Here is a 19,493-nt window from a genome sequence, read left to right on the forward strand (position 1 = left end):
GTGTGCTCCGGGCGCGCCCCGCCAGGCTACATGGCGTCTCGATGAAGATCGCTCGTCAGAGGAATAAGCGTGTCTCCGCCTTGTTATGGCGGCGAAGGCGACTGCCCTGCTCGCGCGCGAGCGCCGGAGCGGGCGCCGAGCAGCTGGCCGCTCGGCCTCGGCCGGACAGGCGCGCGCGTCTCGCCGGGCTCACGCTCGGCGCTGCCGGACGGGCGTCGCGAACGGCCTGAGGTCGGGGAGCACAAGCGAGGGGAGCTGCAGGGCTCGGCCGACCGTCCGGACGGCGCAGCAGCTCGTCCGACGGAGCCTAGAGGTCGCGCTCGAAGCCCGCGTACGCGGTCGGCGACTCGCGGACGAGCACCCGCAGCGTCGCGCCCAGGCAGGGCGCCTCATCCGCGGCGAGCTTCGCGATGTCCTCGGCGAGCAGCCCGGCCACGTGCTCGGCCACGCGCTCGGTCGTGGAGGTGCGCCCGGGGAAGGCCGGGTGCTCGTCGAGGTTCTGGTAGTCGATCGTGTCCAGCGCCCGGCGCAGCGACGCGTGCAGCGCGCCGATGTCCATCACCACGTGGTGCGGTCCGAGCGCCTTGGCGCGGATCTCGACCTCGACGGCGTACGTCGCGCCGTGCAACCGGGTCGCCGGGCCGAAGAACGGATCGGAGAAGCTGTGCGCGATCATCACGTGATCGCTGACGCCGAGGAGGAACATGGGAGACCCCTTCGTTAGGTTGCCCCTCGCGTAGCCGATCGCGATCCGTACTGGAAGACCGTCTGCAGCCTCGCCCCGGGCGCGGCGGCGAGCTCGGCGTAGACCGACGGCGCGGCGTCGAACGGGACGGGCGGGTCGAGCAGCGCGTCGAGCGCGGCGTCCTCTAGCAGGGCGCGCACCAGCGCGAAGCGCCGCGCGTAGTCCCAGCGGGGCGCGCGCTCGGGCGGGATGGTCGAGACCTGGCTCGCGCGCAGGCGCAGCCGGCGGCGGTGGAACTCCGAGCCGAGCGCGACCGGGCTCGTCCGCGCCCCGTAGAACGACGCGACCGTCACCGTCGCCTCGCGCGCCGCGTGCGCGATCGCGCGGTCGAGCTCGCCCGGGTCGCCCGTCGCGGCGATCACGACGTCCGCGTCGCCGCGCGGCCGGTCGTCTTCCGGCCGGATCGCCGCGGCGGCGCCGAGCGCGAGGCCGGCGCGGCGGCGCCGCTCGCTCGGCTCGACCAGGCGGACCTCGGCCCCGGCGCGCCGCGCGAGCGCCACGACGAGCAGCCCGACGACGCCGCCGCCGAGCACCACCACGGCGTCACCGAGGCCGACCCCCGCGTCCCACACGCACGTGACCGCCGTCTCGAGGTTCGCGGCCAGCACCGCGCGCTCGCCCGGGATCGAGCGGGGCAGCGCGCGCGCCGCGCCCGGCCCGAACAGGTGCAGATCGCCGTGCGGCGCGAGCGCGAAGACGCGGTCGCCCGGCCCGAGCGCCGCGCCCTCGCCGCGGGCGACGACCTCGCCCACCCACGCGTAGCCGTAGCGGCGCGGGTAGGTCGGCGCGCCCGGCGCGTCGAGCGACGGATCGAACGGCGTCGGCCCCTCGCCGCGGAAGAGGAGGAGCTCCGTCCCCTGGCTCACGCCCGAGGCGACCGCGCGCGCCACGACCTCGCCGGCCCGCGGCTCGCGCGGCGGGTCGCCGGCGCGCACCTCGACGACGCCGGGGCGGACGAACCAGAGCTCCCTGGCGGGCCCCGCGAGCGGCGCGGGCGCGGAGGCCGCTGGCGGCGCGGAGGCCGCTGGCGGCGCGGAGGTCCCCGGCGGCGCGGAGGCCGCTGGCGGCGCGGAGGTCCCCGGCGGCGCCGGAGGATCAGTCGGGATAGGCAACGTCGCCTCGCAAGAGCAGGTTGCCCCCCAGGAGCTCGACCGCCGGCTCGCGCAGGTCGATCGCCGACGCGAGCGGCGCCTCTCCGAGGGCGCCGACCGCGGGGATCGCCGTGTCGCCGAGCAGGCGCGGCGCGATCTCGACCTCGGCGCGATCGGCGAGCCGCGCGCGCAGGAACGAGGTGAGCACGGCGGCGCCCCCCTCGACGAGCAGCCGCCGCACGCCGCGCGCGTGGAGCTCGGCGAGCGCGTGCGGCAGCGAGACGCGGCCGCGGTCGTCCGCGGGCACGACGATCACCGCCGCGCCGCGCTCCTCGAGGCGCGCGCGCGCGCCGTCCAGCGCGCGGCCCGCCGCGCCGATGACGACCACGCGCCCGCCGGCCGGCTGCGCTCTCGCGGTGCCGGCGCCGTTGGCGGTGGTGGACGTGGTCGACGCTGTCGACGTGGTCGACGCTGTCGACGTGGTCGACGCTGTCGACGACCGTCGCAAGAGGCGCGCCCCCTCCGGCACGCCGAGGGTGCTCGCCAGCACGACGCGCATCGGCTGCGGGCCCTCGCACGCGCGCACCGTCAGCAGGGGATCGTCGATGACGACGGTGCGGATCCCGACGAGCACCGCGTCGTGATCCGCGCGCGCCCGGTGGGCGTGCTCGATCCCGGCGGGCGTGCTGAGCTCGACGCGCTCGTTGGGGGCGGCGATGCGGCCGTCGAGCGTCTGGGCGAAGTGGAGCGTGACCAGCGGGCGCGGGAGGCTCATGGCGCGCTCGCGGGCGGACACCCGGCGCGGCCGAACGCGCGCGCCGCGCGGGCGTTGGGGGACGACGTCCTCGTCCCGAGCCGGCCATCGAGCCTCCGGACCACGGCGCCACTGTAGAACAGAACCCCTGATCAGGCGAGGAGGCCGCCCGCGGGGCGCGCGGCGCTCGCTCCGATCCAGGAGAGCCGATCGAGGCCCTCGCGGGGCCGCCTTCGCCATCGCTCGCTTGCCGCGCCGGCCCTGGCGTCCTAAGCGAGCCCCGATGCCCATCGGCTGGCCTGCTCTCTCGGCGCGCTGCGACCGCGCGGGCATCCCGCTGCGCGGCGGCTTCCACCCCTGCGAGGGCGACGGCGTCCCCGCGGCCGGGGATCTCCCCGCCGGCACGCTCGTCCTGCTCGGCAATGCAGGCCCCTCCATGTGGCGCGCGTTCTCGCGCGCCCGCGAGCAAGCGCCCGATCTCGCGCTCGACGACTGGACCTCCACGGTGGTCTCCGCGCTCGCCGCGGAGCTCGGCGCGGCCCCGCTGTTCCCCTTCACCGGCCCTCCGTACTGGCCTTTCCAGCGCTGGGCGCAGCGGGCCGAGCCGGTATACCCGTCGCCCCTCGGCATCCTCATCCACCCGCGCTTCGGCCTCTGGCACGGGTATCGCGCCGCGCTCGTCTTCGCCGAGCGGCTGTCGCTCCCGCCGCGCGAGGACCTGCCGAGCCCCTGCGCGTCGTGCGCCGACAAGCCCTGTCTGCGCGCCTGCCCCGTCGCCGCCTTCTCGCCCGGCAGCTACGACGCCGCCGCCTGCGTCGGCCACCTCGACGCCCAGCCCGCCGGAGCGTGCATGACCGCAGGGTGCCTGTCGCGGCGCGCCTGCCCGGTCGGGCAGGAGCACATCTACCCCGACGATCAACGCCGCTTCCACATGCGCGCGTTCCTCCGCGCTGCCCCGCCCGCGGGACGCTAGTGGACTGTTCGATAAGTTTTTTAACATAATCACGCGGCATGCCGCTCAACCCAGCGGTGCATTTTCTGCCGCGTCCAGGACCACCTGAACGGGTGAGCGTAGAGCTGGTCGTACTCTCGCCAGCTCGCGTCCAGGTGCTCGACGAGCTGCTGGCGGCTGTTCCAGCTGCCGCGCTTCAGGTAGCGCTCGCTGAACGCGCGGAGCAGCAACTCAGCCTGGTTGAGCCACGAGGCGTGCGCCGGCGTCACGAGGACGCGGACGTGCGGGTAGAGGGTACGCAGCAGGGTGGTGGTCTCCTGTGCGACGTGGGACGGGGCTCCGTCCCAGATCAGGTGCACGCGTCGCGCATCGCAGCACTCGTGGAGTAACTCGGGCAGGATCGCGCGCAGGTGCTCGCTATCGTTCCGGTTGGGGCACCATCCGCGCATCTTGCCCGTGTGCACATCGAGGACCGCGGCGAAGTTCACCGTCCCGTGCCGGATGTACTCGAACTCCTGGTGCTCGGCCTGGCCGGGCCTCACGGGGCGCGTCGGTCGCCGGCGTTCGAGCACCTGGATGTTCGGCTTCTCGTCGAAGCAAAGTACAAGCTCGCCGCGCGCGGCTAGATCCGAGGCTCTTTCGTAGCACCACAGGATGCGCGTCACCCTCCTCTCGAAGTCGGCATCGATCGTGGGCGTCTTCCAGTACCGCGAACGGTGGGGTTGCAGATCGGCGGTACGCAGGATCAGCGAGACGGTCGAGTGCGCGATCTTCGGCACCAGCCCACGCTCAGCCGCCACCTTCGCCAGGCTGCGCGTCGACCAGTGCGTCATGTGCAGCCCGAGCCCTGCGGGCTCACAACAGGCGAGCATCTCGAGGCCGACGCGTTGCAGAGGGGGAAAAAGCCCGGGGCCGACCCTCGCGAGGGGCGTCCTCGACCGCCCGAACCCCCACCTTTTCGTACCGACGGCAGAGGTGCCAGATGCTCTCGCGCCTCTGCTCCACGTGCGTCGCCAGTTCCTCCACGACCGTCGCCGGGTCTGCCATGGCCAAGAGCACCCGAGCTCGGCGAGCCACGCGTTGCTCGGTCCGTCCATCGCGCACCAGCCGCTCCAGGTACGCCCGATCCTCCTGCGACAGCTCGATCTTCCTGGGTGGTCGTCCTCGCATGCCGAAGCTTACGCCACCCCGGGGAATATGTTAAAAAACTTATCGAACAGTCCACTAGCGACCAACGCTCCCAGACGAGCTTCTCTGACAGGACAGGATCCCAAGCAGGTTATCCTGGGACCGCATCGGGCTCCCGATGCGCCAGAGATGTCGCCGGGCGCACATGCCGGGCCGCCTCGCCCGCGTCGAGCGAGCTGAGCTCACGCCGATCGCGCCGCGGCAGCCCCTCCGGATCGCCGCCCGCCGGCGGCCAGCGGCGCGCCTCGCCGCCGTCGCGCCGCGCGGCGCACCGAAATCCGCGCGAGGCGCCGAGCACAGCCGTGCTTCGCCACGCTATGCTCGGGCCCTGGAGCGCAACGGCGCTCGCCTCTAGAGAACGCAGCATGTCCATCGAGCACTTCGACGTCCTGATCGTAGGCGCCGGCCTCTCCGGCATCGGGGCCGGCTACCACCTCCAGACGCGCTGCCCCGGCAAGCGGTACGCGATCCTCGAGGGGCGCAGCGCCATCGGCGGCACCTGGGACCTGTTCCGCTACCCCGGGGTCCGCTCGGACTCCGACATGTTCACGCTCGGCTATTCCTTCCATCCCTGGAAGGAGGCCAAGGTGATCGCGGACGGGCCGTCGATCCGCGAGTACGTGAGCGATACGGCCCGGGAGTTCGGCATCGACCGGCACATCCGGTTCAATCACCGGGTTCGCTCCGCGTCGTGGTCCTCGGAGCACACGCGCTGGACCGTCGAGGTGGACGTCGGCCCAGGCGAGGAGCGCGTGCGCTACTCCTGCGATTTCCTGTACGTCTGCAGCGGCTACTATCGCTACGAGAGCGGCTATACGCCCAGCTTCCCCGGCTCCGACGACTTCCAGGGGCGGCTGGTGCACCCGCAACACTGGCCGCAAGATCTCGACTACCGGGGCAAGCGCGTCGTGGTGATCGGCAGCGGCGCCACGGCCGTGACGCTCGTGCCCGCGATGGCCGCCGACGCAGCCCACGTGACGATGCTCCAGCGCTCACCGAGCTACATCGCCTCGTTGCCCGCGGAGGACGCGATCGCGAACGCGATCCGCGAGCACCTGCCGGAGCGGCTCGCCCACCGCGTCGCCCGGTGGAAGAACGTCGCGCTCAGCCTGCTCGTCTACCAGGTCTGCCAGCGCGCGCCGCGGCTCGCCAGGCGGATGCTCCGCAGCGGCGTCGCCCGGCATCTGCCGCCCGACTTCGACGTCGATACGCACTTCAACCCTCGCTACGATCCGTGGGATCAGCGCCTCTGCCTCGTGCCCGACGGCGACCTCTTCCGCGCGGTGAAGGAGGGGCGCGCCTCGGTGGTCACCGACCGGATCCGGACCTTCACGAAGAACGGCGTCCTGCTCGAGTCGGGCGAGGAGCTGAAGGCGGACATCATCGTGACCGCGACGGGCCTGGAGCTCCTGTTCTGCGGCGGCATCCGCGTCGACGTCGACGGCGACGTCCTCGAGCCCGGGCGGGCGTTCATCTACAAGGGGTTGATGCTGGGCGGCGTCCCGAACTTCGCGTTCTGCCTCGGCTACACCAACGCCTCGTGGACGCTCCGCGCGGAGCTGGCCTCGATGTACGTCTGTCGGCTGCTAAGCCACATGGCTCGCCACGGCTACCGGCAGTGCTTGCCCCGCCCTGACGAATCGGACCTCGATCCTCGGCCGCTGCTCGGCCTGAGGTCGGGCTACGTGCAGCGCTCGGCGGACCACCTGCCCAAGCAGGGCTCGAAGGCGCCGTGGTACTTCCGCCAGAACTACGTGCTCGATCTGCTCGCGATGACGCTCGGCCCGGTGGAGGACGCCGCCATGGTCTTTTCCAGGGAGGGTCGGCCGCCGCGCCGCGATGTCGCGAGCGCGGAGCGCCCTCGGCACGCGGAGGCTTGAGCCGAGGCGCGCGCCGCTCGAGCCACGCTGGCCCCACGACGCCGGGTGGTGGCCCAATTTGCCCCGGAGTGATTCACATGAAGGCGGGAAGGCGGGAAGATCATTGATCTTTTCTTCCCACCTCCCCGCCTTCATGTTCACATCCGGCCACTACCCGACGCCGCTCCTCGGGTCGATCATGACACGATGAGCGACGATGTCGGCTTCGCCTCCGCTGGAGCGTGCCATCGACGGGCGCGGCGTAGTATCCTAGGATCGAACCAGCGCGTCTTGCGATTGCCGGAGGGGACCATGGGCGACAACGGGAATACGCGGCTCGGCGCCCCCGAGCTCGCGGCGAACGAGGTGTTGAGATCGATCGCGGCGGGCGCGGCGACGCTCGCGGAAGGGGCGCGCGGCGACGGCGTGCGCGCCTTGCAAGACGCGCTCGGCGCGAGCGGCGCGAGCGGCGAACGGATGACGGCCGACGGCTCGTTCGGGCCGAAGACGCGCGACGCCATCGTCGCGCTGCAAGCCGCGGAGGGCCTGCCCCAGACGGGCATCGTCGACGCCGCGACGATCGCCGCCCTCGATCGACGCCTCGCACGCCTCGCACGCCTCGCCGCCCGCCGTGCGCTGGCGCTCGACGAGGCCATGGCCAAGGCCGCGGGGCTCAGCCCCGATCAGGTGGCGGCGCTCGGCCGCACGTCGGCCGCGGTCCAGGCGTCCGGCGGGCCCTCGCGCAACGATCAGGGCTATTTCAAGGATGGGGACAAGCTCCCGCAGGTGGTGCCCGGGGCCGAGCCGGATCCGGACTCGCCGCCGCCCGCCGTGGACTCCGTCGGCGACAGGCCCGCGGCCACCGCCGCCGGCGCGCTCGCCGCCGATCGGGGCGCGCGCCTCGACGAGGTCCGGCGCGCGCTCCGGGGCGACGCGCCCGCGCTCGCCGCGCTCGACAGGCTCCTCGCGGCGGGCCGGCTGCACACGGGGGCGCTCCTGCCGAACCTGGCGACGATGGCGGGCGTCCAGCGCGATCCGAAGCTCGTGCTCGAGGGCGGCATCGATCCGCACCTCGTGCTCGCGCAGGCGATCCGACACGTGGACAACCCGCTGCGCGTCGAGCAGGGCGCGTGTCACGGCACCTGCGGCGCGGGGACGATGGAGTACGTCCTGCTGCGCGTCGATCCGGCCGAGTTCGTGCGGATCCTCGACGGGATCACGCGGGAGGCGCGCGAGGTGACGCTCCGCTCGGGCCGCGCGCTCAGGATGCCGCGCAACGCGATCCTGCGCGACGCCTCGGGCCGGGTCGACATCGACCGGCTGTTCCAATCCGCGCTCATGAACCACGCGACCGCGATGAGCTGGATCTTCGATTACGACAACCCCGAGGACAACGATTCGTTCTGGGCCGCCCTGGGGGGCGACTCGCGCGTCCCGCTCGGCAATTTCACGAGCCTGTTCCAGGACATCATGGGCGGCAGCTACACGAGCGTCTCGTCTCTCCTGCGCAGCGGCGCGTCCGTCGCCGCCGACGTCGCCGCGGCGATGGAGCGCGGCGAGAAGGTGCCCGTTCTCCTGAAATGGGACGGCGGCTATCACTGGGTCGTCGCCGAGAAGATCGAGCGCGGGGCCGACGGCGCGCCCGCCTCGGTCATCCTGCGCAACCCCGTGGGGTCGGACAGCTGCCAGGGCCCCCCGCCCCGCGCGCCGGTCCCCGAACTCGGCGGCCGGTTTCGCATGAAGTACGCCGATCTCGCCGCGCACATCAACGGCGCGACCCTCAGGGGCTGAGCCTCGCCGGGAGGGGAGCCCCGCAGGTCGCGGCGTGAAGGCGGCCGCTTCGACGCAGGGATGAGCTGTTGCTCGGGGCAGCGGGCCGTCATTCGCTGGACTCCAGACCTCATGAAGAAAGGAGCTGCCGTGGTCGATCGGGTCCTTCGAGCGTCGTTTGCGTCGCTCACGCCGGCGGACGTGGAGCTCCTCTATCGCCTCGTCGTGCGCGTGCTCGAGTCGCCCCTTGCGCTCGATACGACACCGCCCGAGCAGCACGAAGAGCGTCCGAGCGGTCGCCCGGCGCGACCCGCGCGCAGGTCGAGCTAGCGCCGCAGCGGCTGACGTTCGGCAGCCGGCGCGGCGCCACCTCCGCGAGGCAAGGGACGAGCTCGGCCCGCGTCAGCGAGGGCTGCACTGCACGACGCAGATGGCCGAGGCGCCCTTCGCGCGCGCGCTCGCCTCGCACGAGCGCTTGGCTTGCTGCGACGCCATGAAGCGGTCGTTCCCCATGCCGTTGCCGAAGACCATCTGATAGTTGCAGGCGCCCGCGAAGCCGCAGACGCGCACGGACGCGCTGCCGGTGCACCACCACGACGTCCCGCCCGCCGCGCTCCCGCTGTTCGACCCTTCCTTCGCGGCGCCCGCGCTCGGGGCGGCGGGCGTCCGCGCTCCGGCCACCGCGGGCGCCGGCGCGTCGCCCGCCCCGTCGTCACCCGCGGGCGACGGCACCTCGGGGACGCCGTCGCCGCCGCTTGCCGGGTCAGCGCCCGCCGCCTCGTCGGCCTCCTGGTCGGGGCGCAGCCGGGTGCTCGTCGACGCGGGCGGCACGGGCCGCACGGGCGAGGCGCCGCCCGCGGTCGGCGCGCCGGTGAGCGCGGGCTCGACGACGGCGCTCTCGGGCTCCGCGCTCTCGGGCTCCGCGCTCGCCACCACGTACAGAACGCCGCCGATCACGACGAGGGCGCCGACGCCGAGCGCGAACAACCCGCCAAGGACCGCGAGCACGATCACGATCGGCGATACGCCCGGCTTCGGGCGCTGCGGCGGGGGCGGCGGAGGCGGGTAATAAGGCTGCTGCTGGGGAGGGTAATAAGGCGGCTGCTGGGGACGATACTGAGGATGCCCGGGACCGAACATCCCGCAGTCGTAGCGCAAAGGCGCCCTCCGCGCTGCGTGGGAGATGTGCGCACGCTGTCGGCGCTCGGCCTCCCCCGCGAGCGCGCGGCCTCCCCCGCCCGCAGGCGCGGGCGCCCGCGCCTGCAGGCGGGGGAGGCGCTCCCCGGGCGCCCGCGCGCGGGCGCGCGCCGGCTCAGCGGGGGATGAGGTTGCGGCAGCCGCTGCCGCAGTCGTCGCCGTCGCGGTTGTTGCCGTCGTCGCACTCCTCGGGGCCCTGGACGATGCCGTCGCCGCAGTACTCGCCGAGCTGGCAGTCCGGCCCGCACTCGCCGTAGCCGCCGTCGTTCACGCCGTCGTCGCACTGTTCGCCGAGGCCGACGACGCCGTCGCCGCAGATCGGCCTGCACTCGCTGCGCGCCGTCGCGAAGCCCTGCAGCGTCAGCTTGAACGTCGACGCCGCCGTCTGGCGCTCGGCGTGGAACACGGCGATCTGGTAGACGCCGCCGTCCGCGAGGCCGAGGTCGACGTTCTGCGGCCGGATGACGTCGTCCTCGCCCCCGGCGTAGGTCACCTGCCCTGTCCCGTTGGCGCCGATGACGAGGTGCCCGGTGACGGCGCTGTGGATGCCGCCGACGTCGACCGCGAGACGATCGTTGATGAACACCCACACGTCGTCATCGCCGGTGAAGTCGAGCACGTATTGCTCGCCCGCCGTGTACTGGAACCAGTAGCGAATCTCGCTCGTGAAGTGGAAGTTATGGTCCGGGGTGCCTTCCTCTTTCAGCCAGCTCCCGTCCCCGTAGCTCGGGAAGATATCGGCGGGGACGCGCTCGGCCGCCGGGGTGAACCGATCTCCGTCGACGGGGAAGAACAGCGGGTTGCCGTCGTACGTGGCGTCCACGTACCTCGCCCAGTAGACGCCGCCGCGCACCTCGCAGCTGTGGAAATCGGGGCCGTGGATGTCGCCGCAGGCCGCCGTGTTCTCGGCCGACGAGGTGCAGCGCTCCCCGTCCACCTCGTTGCCCACGTTGCCGCAATAGTGCGCGCTCTCCGGCGACAGCAGCGTCCACGGCGCGCCGTCCTCGCCCCAGCGGTTCACGAAGCGGCCATCTCCGATGTCCCACAGCGTCAGGGTGGTGACCGTTGTGCTGTTGGTGCCAGGCACGTCGTGGTACCACTGGGCGAAGCTCTGCGCGCTCGTCACCTGGCTGTTCGCCGCGGCCACGTACGCCGGCTTCTTCTCCGCGTCGAGCCGGTTCGCGACCATGCCGAAGACCGGCGCGCTCCGGCCTGGACCGTTCGGCTCGAAGTCGGGGTGGGCCGCCCGGAAGTCGCGGAACACCACGGGCACGGCCATGGATCCCGAGGGCTGGGGCACGGCGCACTCATAACCGGGCTCCATCGTGCACGCCGCGGAGCACCCGTCGCCGTCGATGTTGTTGCCGTCGTCGCAGTCCTCCGCGAGCACGAGGCCGTCTCCGCAGCGGGAAACGCAGCTGCCCGCGGAGCAGTCGGGCTCGGCCTGGCACGTCGACGAGCAGCCGTCGAACGGCGTCGTGTTGCCGTCCTCGCAGCTCTCGGCCCCCTCCTGGGCGCCATCGCCGCAGGTCGTCGCCGCGCAGGCGCTCGGGCTGCCGGCGCATTTGTAGCCCACCTCCACCTTGCAGGTCGGCGAGCAGCCGTCGCCCGCAGCCGTATTGGCGTCGTCGCAGAGCTCCGGAAACACCACGGCGCCGTCTCCGCAGCGGGCGATGCGGGTGCAGGCAGCGCCCGCGATCGGGCACGACCAGCCCAGCTCGACCGAGAGGCAATCGCCGGTACAGCCGTCCCCGCTCTGGGAATTGCTGTCGTCGCACGCTTCGTCCGAGGTCAGGACGCCGTCACCGCAACGGAACGTCGCGCCGATGTCGCCGTCGCCGATGTCGCCGTCGCCGAGATCGCCGCCGGCGCCGGGGCCGTCCCCGGGGCCGCCGCCGCCGCCGGGCGTGCCCGTCTTGCCCTCGCCGGCCGCAGAGCAGCTCGCCGCGACGGCGAGGCAGCCCGCGATGAAGATCGTCGAACCAAAGCACGAAGCACGAGGACGCATGACCTGCTCCTTTCGGTCGCCCGCGATCGCTCGAGATGCGCGAAGCGCGCGGCAGTCTTTCACGTGGTTGCCCTGAACTCGAGCCCCTCGTGCGCCGAGCCGCCGCCCGCGCGGAGCGCGCGGTGAAGGCCCTTCTCCGAGGCGCGGACAAATACCGATATAGCGTCGCTTTTCTACAAGGGCGGATCGCGGCGCGCGCTGTCGATCAGGCCCTTTGCCGCTGGACTCCTGCGTGGCGTACCGACGCGGCTGCCTCGAACAGCGCTGCGAGCGCCGGAGCGCCCCTGCGCTATGCTCGGCCGGACCGTGCCGCCGCTGAACCATGGCCCCGACCGCGAGCGCGTCCTCGCGCTGCTCAAACGCCACGGGTGGAACGCGACCTCGTTCCAGACCCTGGAGTCCGACTTTCGGTATTGGTTCCATGGCGACGACGCCTGCGTGGCCTATGTCGACACCGGCGGCGCGTGGGTCGCCGCGGGCGCCCCGATCGCGGCTGCAGAGCGGCTGGTCGAGGTCGCGCGGGCGTTCGTGGAGGCAGCCGCGATGGCGGGGCGGCGCGCGTGCCTCTTCGGCGCGGAGGCGCGGTTCTCCGAGCGGGTCCCTTGGAGCGCGATGCTCATCGGGGAACAGCCGGTGTGGGACCCGGCGCGGTGGGGCGACGTCCTCCGGTCGAGCCGGCGGCTGCGCGAGCAGCTCCGGCGCGCGCGCGCGAAGGGCGTGGTCGCGCGCGCGGTGAGCCCCGGCGAGATCGAGGACGCCGAGAGCCCGCTGCGGCGCGAAGTGGAGCGCCTCATGGCGCGCTGGGCCTCCTCGCGGCCGATGGCGCCCATGGGATTCCTCGTGCAGCTGGAGCCGTTCTCGTTCGCCGGCGAGCGGCGCTACGTCGTGGCGGAGGCCGGAGGCGCGGTGGTCGGCTTCCTCGCGGCAGTGCCGGTGTACGCGCGGCGCGGCCTCTTTCTGGAGGACCTGCTGCGCGACCCGTCCGCGCCGAACGGCACCACGGAGATGCTCGTGGATCACGCGATGCGCACCGCCGCGGCAGAGGAGTGCCTGTATGTCACGCTCGGCCTCGCGCCGCTCGCCGGGCCTGTGCGGCGCGGGTTGCGCGCGGCGCAGCGGCTCGGGGCTCGTCTCTACGACTTCCAGGGCCTTTACGCATTCAAGGCGAAGCTGCGGCCCGACAGCTGGGTCCCGATCTACCTGATGTACCCGCCCGGCGGCCACGGGCTCGTGGCCATCTATGACGCGCTCGCGGCGTTCGCGCGCGGAGGTCTCTTGCGCTTCGGGCTCGCGACGCTGCTGCGCGGGCCGGCCGTGGTGTTCGAGGTGCTCGGCTGGCTGCTGATTCCGTGGACCGCGCTGCTCGCGCTCGCTCCCGCGGAGCGATGGTTCCCGTCACCCTCCGTGAAATGGGCGTGGGTGGCGTTCGACGTGTGCCTCGCGCCGGCCATGCTGCGGCTGAGCCAGCGGCACGGGCAGACGCTCTCTCTGGTGCTGGCCGGGCTGGTGACCTGCGACGCGGCGCTGACGCTGGCGCAAGCGTTGCTGTTCAACCTGCCGCGGGCGCGGGGGGCGTTCGAGCTCGCGGTCGTGGGTGTGGCGGTCGCGGCGCCGGCGGTCGCGGCGGTGCTGCTGTGGAGCGCACGGATGCACCGGCCGAAGCATCTCCGCGGCCCGAGGAGAAGAATCGATCTCATGCGTCCGCGTGGGTCGACTTCGATTTCGTGATGGGATTGGGGCGCGGGGCGTCCAACGCGGCCCGCGATGGCGGGTCGGCGCGGCTCACCGCTCCTTGATGCGATATCCGGCGCGCGGGAAGTGCAACGCGATCTCCCCCACCTCCGGGTCGTGACGCAGAATCGTGATCTCGGCGGCCGAGCTCCGCACCACGACGCCCCGGCTCTCCTCTGGACCGTGATCGTCGGCCGCGATCGCCACCGAAGCTCCCGGCCGGAGCCCCTCTCCTGTCGCCGTCTCCCCGCCGGCGATGTCGGCCGGCTCGGACGCGCGGGCGATCGCGAGCGCCTCGGCGGCGCTCATCGGCCGCGCCTCGCCCGGCCCGAAGGCCTCGATGCGCGCGAGCCACGCCGCGAGCGCCGGCCGCGCCTCGACGGCCGCGAACAGCCTCGCGCTCTGCTTCATGAACCAGACCGGGTGGAAGCACGCCGCGTCCGCGATCGAGAACGCGTCGCCCAGCAGGAAGGGCCGGTCGCGGAGCTGGCCGTCGAGGCGGTCGAGCGACAGGAGCGCCTGGCTCAGGGCGTGCGGCGCCGCCGCGAAGATCGCCTCCTTGCTGAGCGCCGGCGACATCGCCGCGCGATCCGCCAGGATGCCGGGCGGCAGGGCAGGAAACAGGTCGACGACCACCGGCGGCACGATCTGCGACGTCAGCCGGTGGTCCGCCCAGTCCTCGATCAGCCCGGCGAGCCCGGCCTGGCCTGGCGGGAAACAGGCAGGCTCCGGCCTGAGCTGCTCCAGGCGCCGCGCGATGCACGCCGTGTCGCAGTAGACGTCCGCGCCGATCTGCAGGACCGGGATCCGCCGGTAACCACCGGTGAGCGGCGTCAGCTCCGGCTTCGGCGCCATCATCGGCTGTTCGACCGAGCGCCACGCGATCTTCTTGTACGCCAGGATCCGGCGGATCTTCTCGGCGAAGAGCGACAGGGGATAGTGATGAAGGATGATCTCGGCCATGAAACACCTCTCTCCCGGGCGACCTCCTCGGGTCGGCGTTCACCTTAGGGAGCGCGCCGCGCGCCGTTCTTGGAAGATCTTGCGATCACCGGGAGATTGCCGGAGGCCCTCGGCGGCGCGTGGACTAGGCTGTCTCCATGGCCGAAGGGAACCCTGAGGATTTCGCCGCGGCGTTCAACGCCGCGAACATCGACGGCTGGGTCAGCGCCATGGGGCTCCGGCTCGTCCGCGCGACGGGCGACGGGGTCGAGGCCGAGCTCGACGTCGGGCCGCAGCACCGGCAGGCCTACGGCATCGTGCACGGCGGCGTCCACGCGGGGATCATCGAGACGCTCGCGTCGGTCGGCGCCGCGCTCCACGCCCTGCCGGAGGGCCGCTCGGTCGTCGGGCTCGAGAACCACACGAGCTTCTTGCGCGCCGTCCGGTCGGGGCGGCTCCGCGCCGAGGCGCGGCCGCTCGACCGCGGGCGGCGCACCCAGGTCTGGGAGGGCTCGGTCCACGACGAGCAGGGCCGGCTCTGCGCCACGGGGCGCGTGCGCCTGCTCGTGCTGGAGCCGGACGCGGTGCTCGCCGGGCAGCGCGCCGGCGCGCCCGGCTGACGCCGTATCCTCATCCTCGACGCCCCTTCGCGAGGTGCCCTCGATGCGCGACGCAGCCGCCCTCCGGACGATCGATCGCATTCCCCGGCTCGGCTGGATCGACGCCCCCTCGCCCGTCGAGGCGCTGCCGCGGCTCGCCGCCGCGCTGGGCCTCGATTACCTCGGCGTCAAGCGCGACGACCTCTGCGAGCCCGTCCACGGCGGGATGAAGATGCGGAAGCTCGACTACGTGCTCGCCGCCCCCCCGCTCTCGACCGCGGCGGCGTGGTCCGCGGCGGGCGGCATCGGCTCGGGCAACCTCGCGGCGCTCGCCGCCGCGGCGGAGCGGCTCGGCCGGCGGGTGCACGCGCACCTGTTCTGGACCGACCTGTCGAGGAGCGTGATCGACAACCTCGCGTTCATCGCCTCGGGGCCGACCTCGATCCGCTTCTATCCCTCGCGCCTCGAGCTCACGCTCGCGCGCCCATCGCTGTTCCTGCCGCTCCGCGCGCGGGACGGCGATGGCGCCGCCATCGTGCCGCTCGGCGCCACCTCGGCGCTCGGCATGGTGGGCGTCGCGCGCGCCGCGCTCGAGCTCAGCGCGCAGGTGCGCGCGGGCGAGCTCCCCGAGCCCGAGCGCGTCTACGTCCCGCTCGGCTCCGGCGGCACCGCCGCGGGGCTCGCCGTCGGGCTCGCGCTCGGCGGCCTGCGGTCGCGGGTCGTCGCCGTCGCCGTGGTCGAGCGCCTCCTCGCCTCGCGCCTCCGCCTCGGCGCCCTCACGGCCGAGCTCCGCGCCCTGCTCGCGCAGAAGGGCGCCTGGCCCGTGCCCGCCGCGGCGCCGATCGACCTCGTTCACGGCTACCTCGGCCGCGGGTACGGCTCCCCGACGCCCGAATCGCTCGCGGCCTGCGAGGCGCTCGCGGCCGAGAGCATCTCGCTGGAGCCGGTCTACACCGGCAAGGCCATGGCCGCGCTCATGGCCGACGCGCGGCGTCGCCGGCTCGGCCCGGCGCTCTTCTGGCTCACCGCGCGGCGCGAGCCCCTGCCCCGCGCGCCCGGCTTTTGCGACCGCCTCCCGGCCGCGCTGTCGCAGCGGCTCGGCGCCCACTGTGGCGACGGCGCTCGGTGCATGCCCCACAGCTCAGCGCATCTCCGGCGGACCTACCGCTCTGTCGCATCGTCGCAATTTTATGATTCGACCCGCGATGGCGGCGGGATAAGATCGCTTCTCCCTTGCGCCCTCGGCCGGTGTTTGGTTTGCCTGCCCGGGCGCCTCGCGCGCGCAACTCACGCTCAGTCACGCTCAGAAGGAGTCTTCGCATGCTTCAGCCGCGGCAATCGAATTGGTGTGCTCCGCTCGCAATGATGCTGGTCCTGGCCGGGGTCGCCTGTGGCGGCAGCGACGGCGAGTCGAGCGGCTCCGGGAACGGCTCCGGCTCCGGCGCCGGGGCTGGCGCGGGCGCGCCGACGGGCGGCGACGACATCGGCAGCGGCGTGACGGGGGGGCCCGGCGCGGGCTCGGGCGCGGGCAGCGGCAGCGGCAGCGGGTGCGACACGAACCTCACGGGGATCGTGCGCGACTTCCGCGCCTACAACGGCGGCGATGGGCACCCCGACTTCGAGACGTTCACGGGCCAGGGCCTGAAGGGCATCGTCGAGCGCGAGCTGGGCCCGGATCAGAAGCCCGTCTATGCGCACCGGGGCGGCACCGAGCACACGACCGGGCCGGCCGAGTTCGATCAGTGGTACCGCGACGTCGACGGCGTGAACATGCCGATCCAGTTCACCATCACGCCCACGGTCAACGGGAACGGCATTGCCACCTACGACAACCGGGCCTTCTTCCCCGTCGATGGGGAGGGCTTCGGGAACGAGGGGAGGGAGCACAACTTCCACTTCACGTTCGAGCTCCACATGAAGTTCGTTTACAAAGGCGGCGAGGTGTTCCGGTTCTCCGGCGACGACGATCTCTGGGTGTTCATCAACAACCGGCTCGCCATCGATCTCGGCGGCCTCCACAGCCCGCAGGAGGACCAGCTCGACCTCGATGCAATGGCCACCGAGCTCGGGATCGCGCCCGGCCAGGAGTATCCGCTCGACTTCTTCCACGCCGAGCGGCACACGGAGGCGTCGAACTTCACGATCCAGTCGACGCTCGCGTTCACGAACTGCGAGCCCATCTTCGTCGACTGATTGCGCGCGCCTCGGAAGGATTTGAGGCACAGAGCCACAGAGATTACTTTTCTCCCTCTGTGCCCTCTGTGCCCTCTGTGCCCTCTGTGCCCTCTGTGGTGCTTTCTCTCTCTCGCTCGTGAGCCCGAGGACGACGCCGCGGCGCGGGGCTAAAGCCAGAACGACCCGCTCACGAACGTCGAATCCGCGAGGCGGTACGGCACCCCCATGATCTCCTTCGGCCGCGACCCGGGCGCGAGCTCGCGCGGGAGCTCGTACGTCTGATCCATCAACCGGATCTCGATCGGCCCCGCGTCCTCGACCTCCAGCGACCACTCGATGCCTTCCGGCGGCAAGCCCATGTAGGTGAAACCCCAGCGCTGGTTCCGCCCCGCCCCGCGGGCCGACTCCTCCACGCGCCGCCCGTCCACCACCGCGCGGATCACCGTCGTGGGGGACGCCACCTCGGCGAGCAGCCAGGGGGCTCGCCGGGGCGACGCGACGCGCAGCCGGAGCGACCGCACGCCGCCGCCGGTCGCGTCGCCGAGCACCGTGAGCGACGGCGGCGGCAGGGCGAGGGCCGGCGCCTCGCTCTGGTGGGCCACGCGCACGTACGGCACCGCGAACGAGGGCGCCTGCGCGCTTCCGGCCGGGAAGTACCCGGCGGTCCACGGGTCGAGGTCCCGGTCGGCCGAGAGCCAGTGGGCCTTCTCGCCGGCGGCGTCGAGCGCGTACGCGAGGCTCGCCGGCCGGGGCTCGGCCTCGGTGAAGCCGAGGGTCGCGCAGGCCGCGGCGAGCGCCGCGAGGCCCGGCAGGGCGAAGGCGAGCGCGAGCCGCCGCGAGGCCCCGCCGTCGAGCAGCTCGGCGTGCGGCAGGAAGAGCCCGAACACGAGCGCGACGGAGAGGGCCGGCGCCGCCGCCATCGGCAGCCCCAGCGCGACGAAGAGCAGGTACGGGCCGGGCACCGCCAGCGCGACCGCCGGCGCCGCGGTCGCGACGAGGAGCGCCGCGTCGCCGAGCGTCGGCGGGGCGTCGCCGCGCCGGATCGTCACGGCCACGACGCCGACCAGCGCGGACGCGAGCGGCCAGGCGAAGTAGAAGCTCGCGCCGGGCATCGAGAGGCTCGCCCCGGCGAGGAGCGAGAGCCACACGAGCAGCGCGCCGAGGGCGAGATCGCAGGCCCCGAGCCGCCGCCGGAAGAGCCGGTAGCCCGCCGCCGAGACCGCGAGCGCGGCGAGGGCGAGCGCGATCCGGAACGCGGGCGCGTTGTACGGCTCGAACGGCATCGCCCGCAGCGCCGGGTGGACGCGCCGGAGGAACCACCCGAGCCCGCCCACCGCCCCGGCGGCGCCGAGGAGCAGCGCCAGAAAGGCGAGCGAGCCCGCGAAGATGCCGCCGAGCGAAGCGCGCCGCCGGCGCCGCGCGAGCGCCGCGGCGCCGGCGAACAGGCCGATGACAAGCGCGGCGATCGGGATCGCCCAGCCGATCGGGTGGGAGACGACGTGGGCGCCCCAGGTGTTGAAGTACACCGCGTCCTCGCGGTCGGGGCGCCGCAGGTCGAGCCCGCCGAAGCGGCGCGCGAGCGAGAGCGCGTAGTCTCCGGCGTGCTGAACGCTCCGGAGATCGAGGTTGTCCACGGTGTCGGACGGCGTGTGGTAGTGCGCGGCGTCGTCGCTGAAGGCGAAGTTCAGCCCGGGGATGCCGGCCCGCTTGAAGACGCTGAAATCGGTGCTGTGGCCGAGGCGCCGCGCGACCGCGGGGAAGAGCGACGACGCGATCGGCATCGGCGCGGCGCGGGCGAGCTCGCGCACCGGGAACGCGTCCCCGGGCCCGGTCTCGAACATCGCGACCACGCCGCCGGCCCCGCGGGCGTCGAAGTTGAGCGCGAGCCCGATCTCGCCGCGCAGCGGGTGCTCGTCCATGAACGCCTTGCCGCCGAGGACGCCCCCCTCCTCCGCGTCCGTGAACAGGAGCAGCACGTCGTTGCGCAGCGGGGGGCCGCTCTTCAGCGCGCGCAGCGTCTCGAGCAGCGCCGCCACGCCGCTGCCGTCGTCGGCGGCCCCCGGGCTGCCGGGCACCGAGTCGTAGTGCGCGACGAGCGCGACCGCCCGGGTGCTGTCCGCGCCCGGCAGCCGCGCTACGACGTTCTCGACGCGCGCGGCGTCGTACGGCAGGCCCCACTGCCGGCTGAGCACCGAGGTGCGCTGGACCTCCGCCGGCACGCCGAGCGCCGCGAGCTGCGCGAGCAGGTAGTCGCGCGCCCGCCGGTGCCCCGCCGAGCCCGTGGGGCGCGGCTCCGCGGCGAGCTCGAGGAGGTGCGCCCTGGCCCGCTCGGCCGAGAACACGTCGGGCGGGGCGCTTCGCGGGACGACGCTCGGAGGGCTCAGCTGCGCGATGCGGAGCGCGACCAGCGCGAGGAGCGCGAGGGCCACGGCGAGACGGGGCGACCACGCCATGCCGCGCCCGTACCACCGATCCGCGGCGG

The 19,493-nt window shown here is 73.3% G+C and carries 16 protein-coding genes; 8 read left to right on the plus strand and 8 right to left on the minus strand.

What is annotated here, in order from left to right:
• Positions 1-307 precede the first annotated feature (307 nt).
• Genes WME98_RS05790 through WME98_RS05800 form a run of 3 tightly spaced genes read right to left on the minus strand, consistent with a single transcriptional unit; the run spans position 308 to position 2,611 of the window.
• The gene (locus WME98_RS05790; protein WP_437950361.1) at positions 308-706 is read right to left on the minus strand and encodes a 6-pyruvoyl trahydropterin synthase family protein; all 399 of its coding nucleotides are present in this window, start codon (positions 704-706) and stop codon (positions 308-310) included.
• Between the two features lie 14 nt (positions 707-720).
• Positions 721-1,857, minus strand: coding sequence for a zinc-dependent alcohol dehydrogenase (locus WME98_RS05795; protein ID WP_437950362.1), 1,137 nt, complete (start codon positions 1,855-1,857; stop codon positions 721-723).
• Positions 1,841-2,611, minus strand: a complete 771-nt coding sequence (locus tag WME98_RS05800) for a RibD family protein (RefSeq protein ID WP_437950363.1) — start codon at positions 2,609-2,611, stop codon at positions 1,841-1,843. The genes WME98_RS05795 and WME98_RS05800 overlap by 17 nt, the downstream gene beginning before the upstream one ends.
• A gap of 262 nt (positions 2,612-2,873) precedes the next feature.
• Between WME98_RS05800 and WME98_RS05805 the strand changes: the two genes are divergently transcribed.
• The gene (locus WME98_RS05805; protein WP_437950364.1) at positions 2,874-3,563 is read left to right on the plus strand and encodes a hypothetical protein; all 690 of its coding nucleotides are present in this window, start codon (positions 2,874-2,876) and stop codon (positions 3,561-3,563) included.
• 29 nt (positions 3,564-3,592) lie between these two features.
• On the opposite strand, the gene WME98_RS05810 is transcribed toward WME98_RS05805, so the two are convergent.
• Positions 3,593-4,414 (minus strand): IS630 family transposase, encoded by an 822-nt coding sequence (locus WME98_RS05810; RefSeq protein ID WP_437948501.1) that lies wholly within the window; start codon positions 4,412-4,414, stop codon positions 3,593-3,595.
• A gap of 681 nt (positions 4,415-5,095) precedes the next feature.
• On the opposite strand from WME98_RS05810, the gene WME98_RS05815 reads away from it, so the two are divergent.
• From WME98_RS05815 to WME98_RS05825, 3 genes are all read left to right on the plus strand, one after another.
• On the plus strand, positions 5,096-6,610 hold the full coding sequence (locus WME98_RS05815; protein ID WP_437950365.1) for a flavin-containing monooxygenase: 1,515 nt from the start codon (positions 5,096-5,098) through the stop codon (positions 6,608-6,610).
• A gap of 270 nt (positions 6,611-6,880) precedes the next feature.
• On the plus strand, positions 6,881-8,380 hold the full coding sequence (locus WME98_RS05820) for a peptidoglycan-binding domain-containing protein (protein ID WP_437950366.1): 1,500 nt from the start codon (positions 6,881-6,883) through the stop codon (positions 8,378-8,380).
• A gap of 111 nt (positions 8,381-8,491) precedes the next feature.
• Entirely contained in the window at positions 8,492-8,689 is a 198-nt protein-coding gene (locus WME98_RS05825) for a hypothetical protein (RefSeq protein ID WP_437950367.1), read from the plus strand.
• A 72-nt stretch (positions 8,690-8,761) separates the two neighbouring features.
• On the opposite strand, the gene WME98_RS05830 is transcribed toward WME98_RS05825, so the two are convergent.
• Together WME98_RS05830 and WME98_RS05835 are read right to left on the minus strand one after the other, a co-directional pair.
• Positions 8,762-9,499: a hypothetical protein gene (locus WME98_RS05830; RefSeq protein ID WP_437950368.1), complete on the minus strand. Its 738-nt coding sequence runs from the start codon at positions 9,497-9,499 to the stop codon at positions 8,762-8,764.
• 172 nt (positions 9,500-9,671) lie between these two features.
• The gene (locus WME98_RS05835; protein ID WP_437950369.1) at positions 9,672-11,564 is read right to left on the minus strand and encodes a DUF4215 domain-containing protein; all 1,893 of its coding nucleotides are present in this window, start codon (positions 11,562-11,564) and stop codon (positions 9,672-9,674) included.
• 291 nt (positions 11,565-11,855) lie between these two features.
• Here WME98_RS05835 and WME98_RS05840 point away from each other — a divergent pair, with 291 nt between their 5' ends.
• Positions 11,856-13,292 (plus strand): phosphatidylglycerol lysyltransferase domain-containing protein, encoded by a 1,437-nt coding sequence (locus WME98_RS05840; protein ID WP_437950370.1) that lies wholly within the window; start codon positions 11,856-11,858, stop codon positions 13,290-13,292.
• A gap of 54 nt (positions 13,293-13,346) precedes the next feature.
• Here WME98_RS05840 and WME98_RS05845 read toward each other — a convergent pair whose 3' ends face one another.
• Positions 13,347-14,258 carry a glutathione S-transferase family protein gene (locus WME98_RS05845; RefSeq protein ID WP_437950371.1) on the minus strand — a complete coding sequence of 304 codons (912 nt, stop codon included), beginning with the start codon at positions 14,256-14,258 and terminating at the stop codon, positions 13,347-13,349.
• 137 nt (positions 14,259-14,395) lie between these two features.
• Between WME98_RS05845 and WME98_RS05850 the strand changes: the two genes are divergently transcribed.
• From WME98_RS05850 to WME98_RS05860, 3 genes are read left to right on the plus strand one after another with little or no spacing between them, the layout of a single operon-like run.
• Positions 14,396-14,857, plus strand: coding sequence for a PaaI family thioesterase (locus WME98_RS05850; protein WP_020738713.1), 462 nt, complete (start codon positions 14,396-14,398; stop codon positions 14,855-14,857).
• A gap of 43 nt (positions 14,858-14,900) precedes the next feature.
• Positions 14,901-16,202 carry a 1-aminocyclopropane-1-carboxylate deaminase/D-cysteine desulfhydrase gene (locus WME98_RS05855; protein WP_437950372.1) on the plus strand — a complete coding sequence of 434 codons (1,302 nt, stop codon included), beginning with the start codon at positions 14,901-14,903 and terminating at the stop codon, positions 16,200-16,202.
• Positions 16,199-17,029, plus strand: a complete 831-nt coding sequence (locus WME98_RS05860) for a fibro-slime domain-containing protein (RefSeq protein WP_437950373.1) — start codon at positions 16,199-16,201, stop codon at positions 17,027-17,029. Before WME98_RS05855 ends, WME98_RS05860 begins: the two co-directional genes overlap by 4 nt.
• Before the next feature lie 149 nt (positions 17,030-17,178).
• Here WME98_RS05860 and WME98_RS05865 read toward each other — a convergent pair whose 3' ends face one another.
• The gene (locus WME98_RS05865; protein ID WP_437950374.1) at positions 17,179-19,464 is read right to left on the minus strand and encodes a M20/M25/M40 family metallo-hydrolase; all 2,286 of its coding nucleotides are present in this window, start codon (positions 19,462-19,464) and stop codon (positions 17,179-17,181) included.
• Positions 19,465-19,493 lie beyond the last annotated feature (29 nt).

The organism is Sorangium sp. So ce296 (assembly GCF_051529605.1).
In the GTDB taxonomy this organism is placed as follows: domain Bacteria; phylum Myxococcota_A; class Polyangia; order Polyangiales; family Polyangiaceae; genus Sorangium; species Sorangium cellulosum_D.

Bases quoted from the DNA above. Each gene is read 5' to 3' on its own strand.
- WME98_RS05830 (WP_437950368.1), bottom strand. From the start codon at position 9,499: ATGTTCGGTCCCGGGCATCCTCAGTATCGTCCCCAGCAGCCGCCTTAT.
- WME98_RS05850 (WP_020738713.1), top strand. From the start codon at position 14,396: ATGGCCGAAGGGAACCCTGAGGATTTCGCCGCGGCGTTCAACGCCGCG.
- WME98_RS05860 (WP_437950373.1), top strand. From the start codon at position 16,199: ATGATGCTGGTCCTGGCCGGGGTCGCCTGTGGCGGCAGCGACGGCGAG.
- WME98_RS05825 (WP_437950367.1), top strand. From the start codon at position 8,492: ATGAAGAAAGGAGCTGCCGTGGTCGATCGGGTCCTTCGAGCGTCGTTT.
- WME98_RS05790 (WP_437950361.1), bottom strand. From the start codon at position 706: ATGTTCCTCCTCGGCGTCAGCGATCACGTGATGATCGCGCACAGCTTC.
- WME98_RS05855 (WP_437950372.1), top strand. From the start codon at position 14,901: ATGCGCGACGCAGCCGCCCTCCGGACGATCGATCGCATTCCCCGGCTC.
- WME98_RS05845 (WP_437950371.1), bottom strand. From the start codon at position 14,258: ATGGCCGAGATCATCCTTCATCACTATCCCCTGTCGCTCTTCGCCGAG.
- WME98_RS05815 (WP_437950365.1), top strand. From the start codon at position 5,096: ATGTCCATCGAGCACTTCGACGTCCTGATCGTAGGCGCCGGCCTCTCC.
- WME98_RS05800 (WP_437950363.1), bottom strand. From the start codon at position 2,611: ATGAGCCTCCCGCGCCCGCTGGTCACGCTCCACTTCGCCCAGACGCTC.
- WME98_RS05865 (WP_437950374.1), bottom strand. From the start codon at position 19,464: ATGGCGTGGTCGCCCCGTCTCGCCGTGGCCCTCGCGCTCCTCGCGCTG.
- WME98_RS05840 (WP_437950370.1), top strand. From the start codon at position 11,856: ATGCTCGGCCGGACCGTGCCGCCGCTGAACCATGGCCCCGACCGCGAG.
- WME98_RS05805 (WP_437950364.1), top strand. From the start codon at position 2,874: ATGCCCATCGGCTGGCCTGCTCTCTCGGCGCGCTGCGACCGCGCGGGC.
- WME98_RS05835 (WP_437950369.1), bottom strand. From the start codon at position 11,564: ATGCGTCCTCGTGCTTCGTGCTTTGGTTCGACGATCTTCATCGCGGGC.
- WME98_RS05810 (WP_437948501.1), bottom strand. From the start codon at position 4,414: ATGCTCGCCTGTTGTGAGCCCGCAGGGCTCGGGCTGCACATGACGCAC.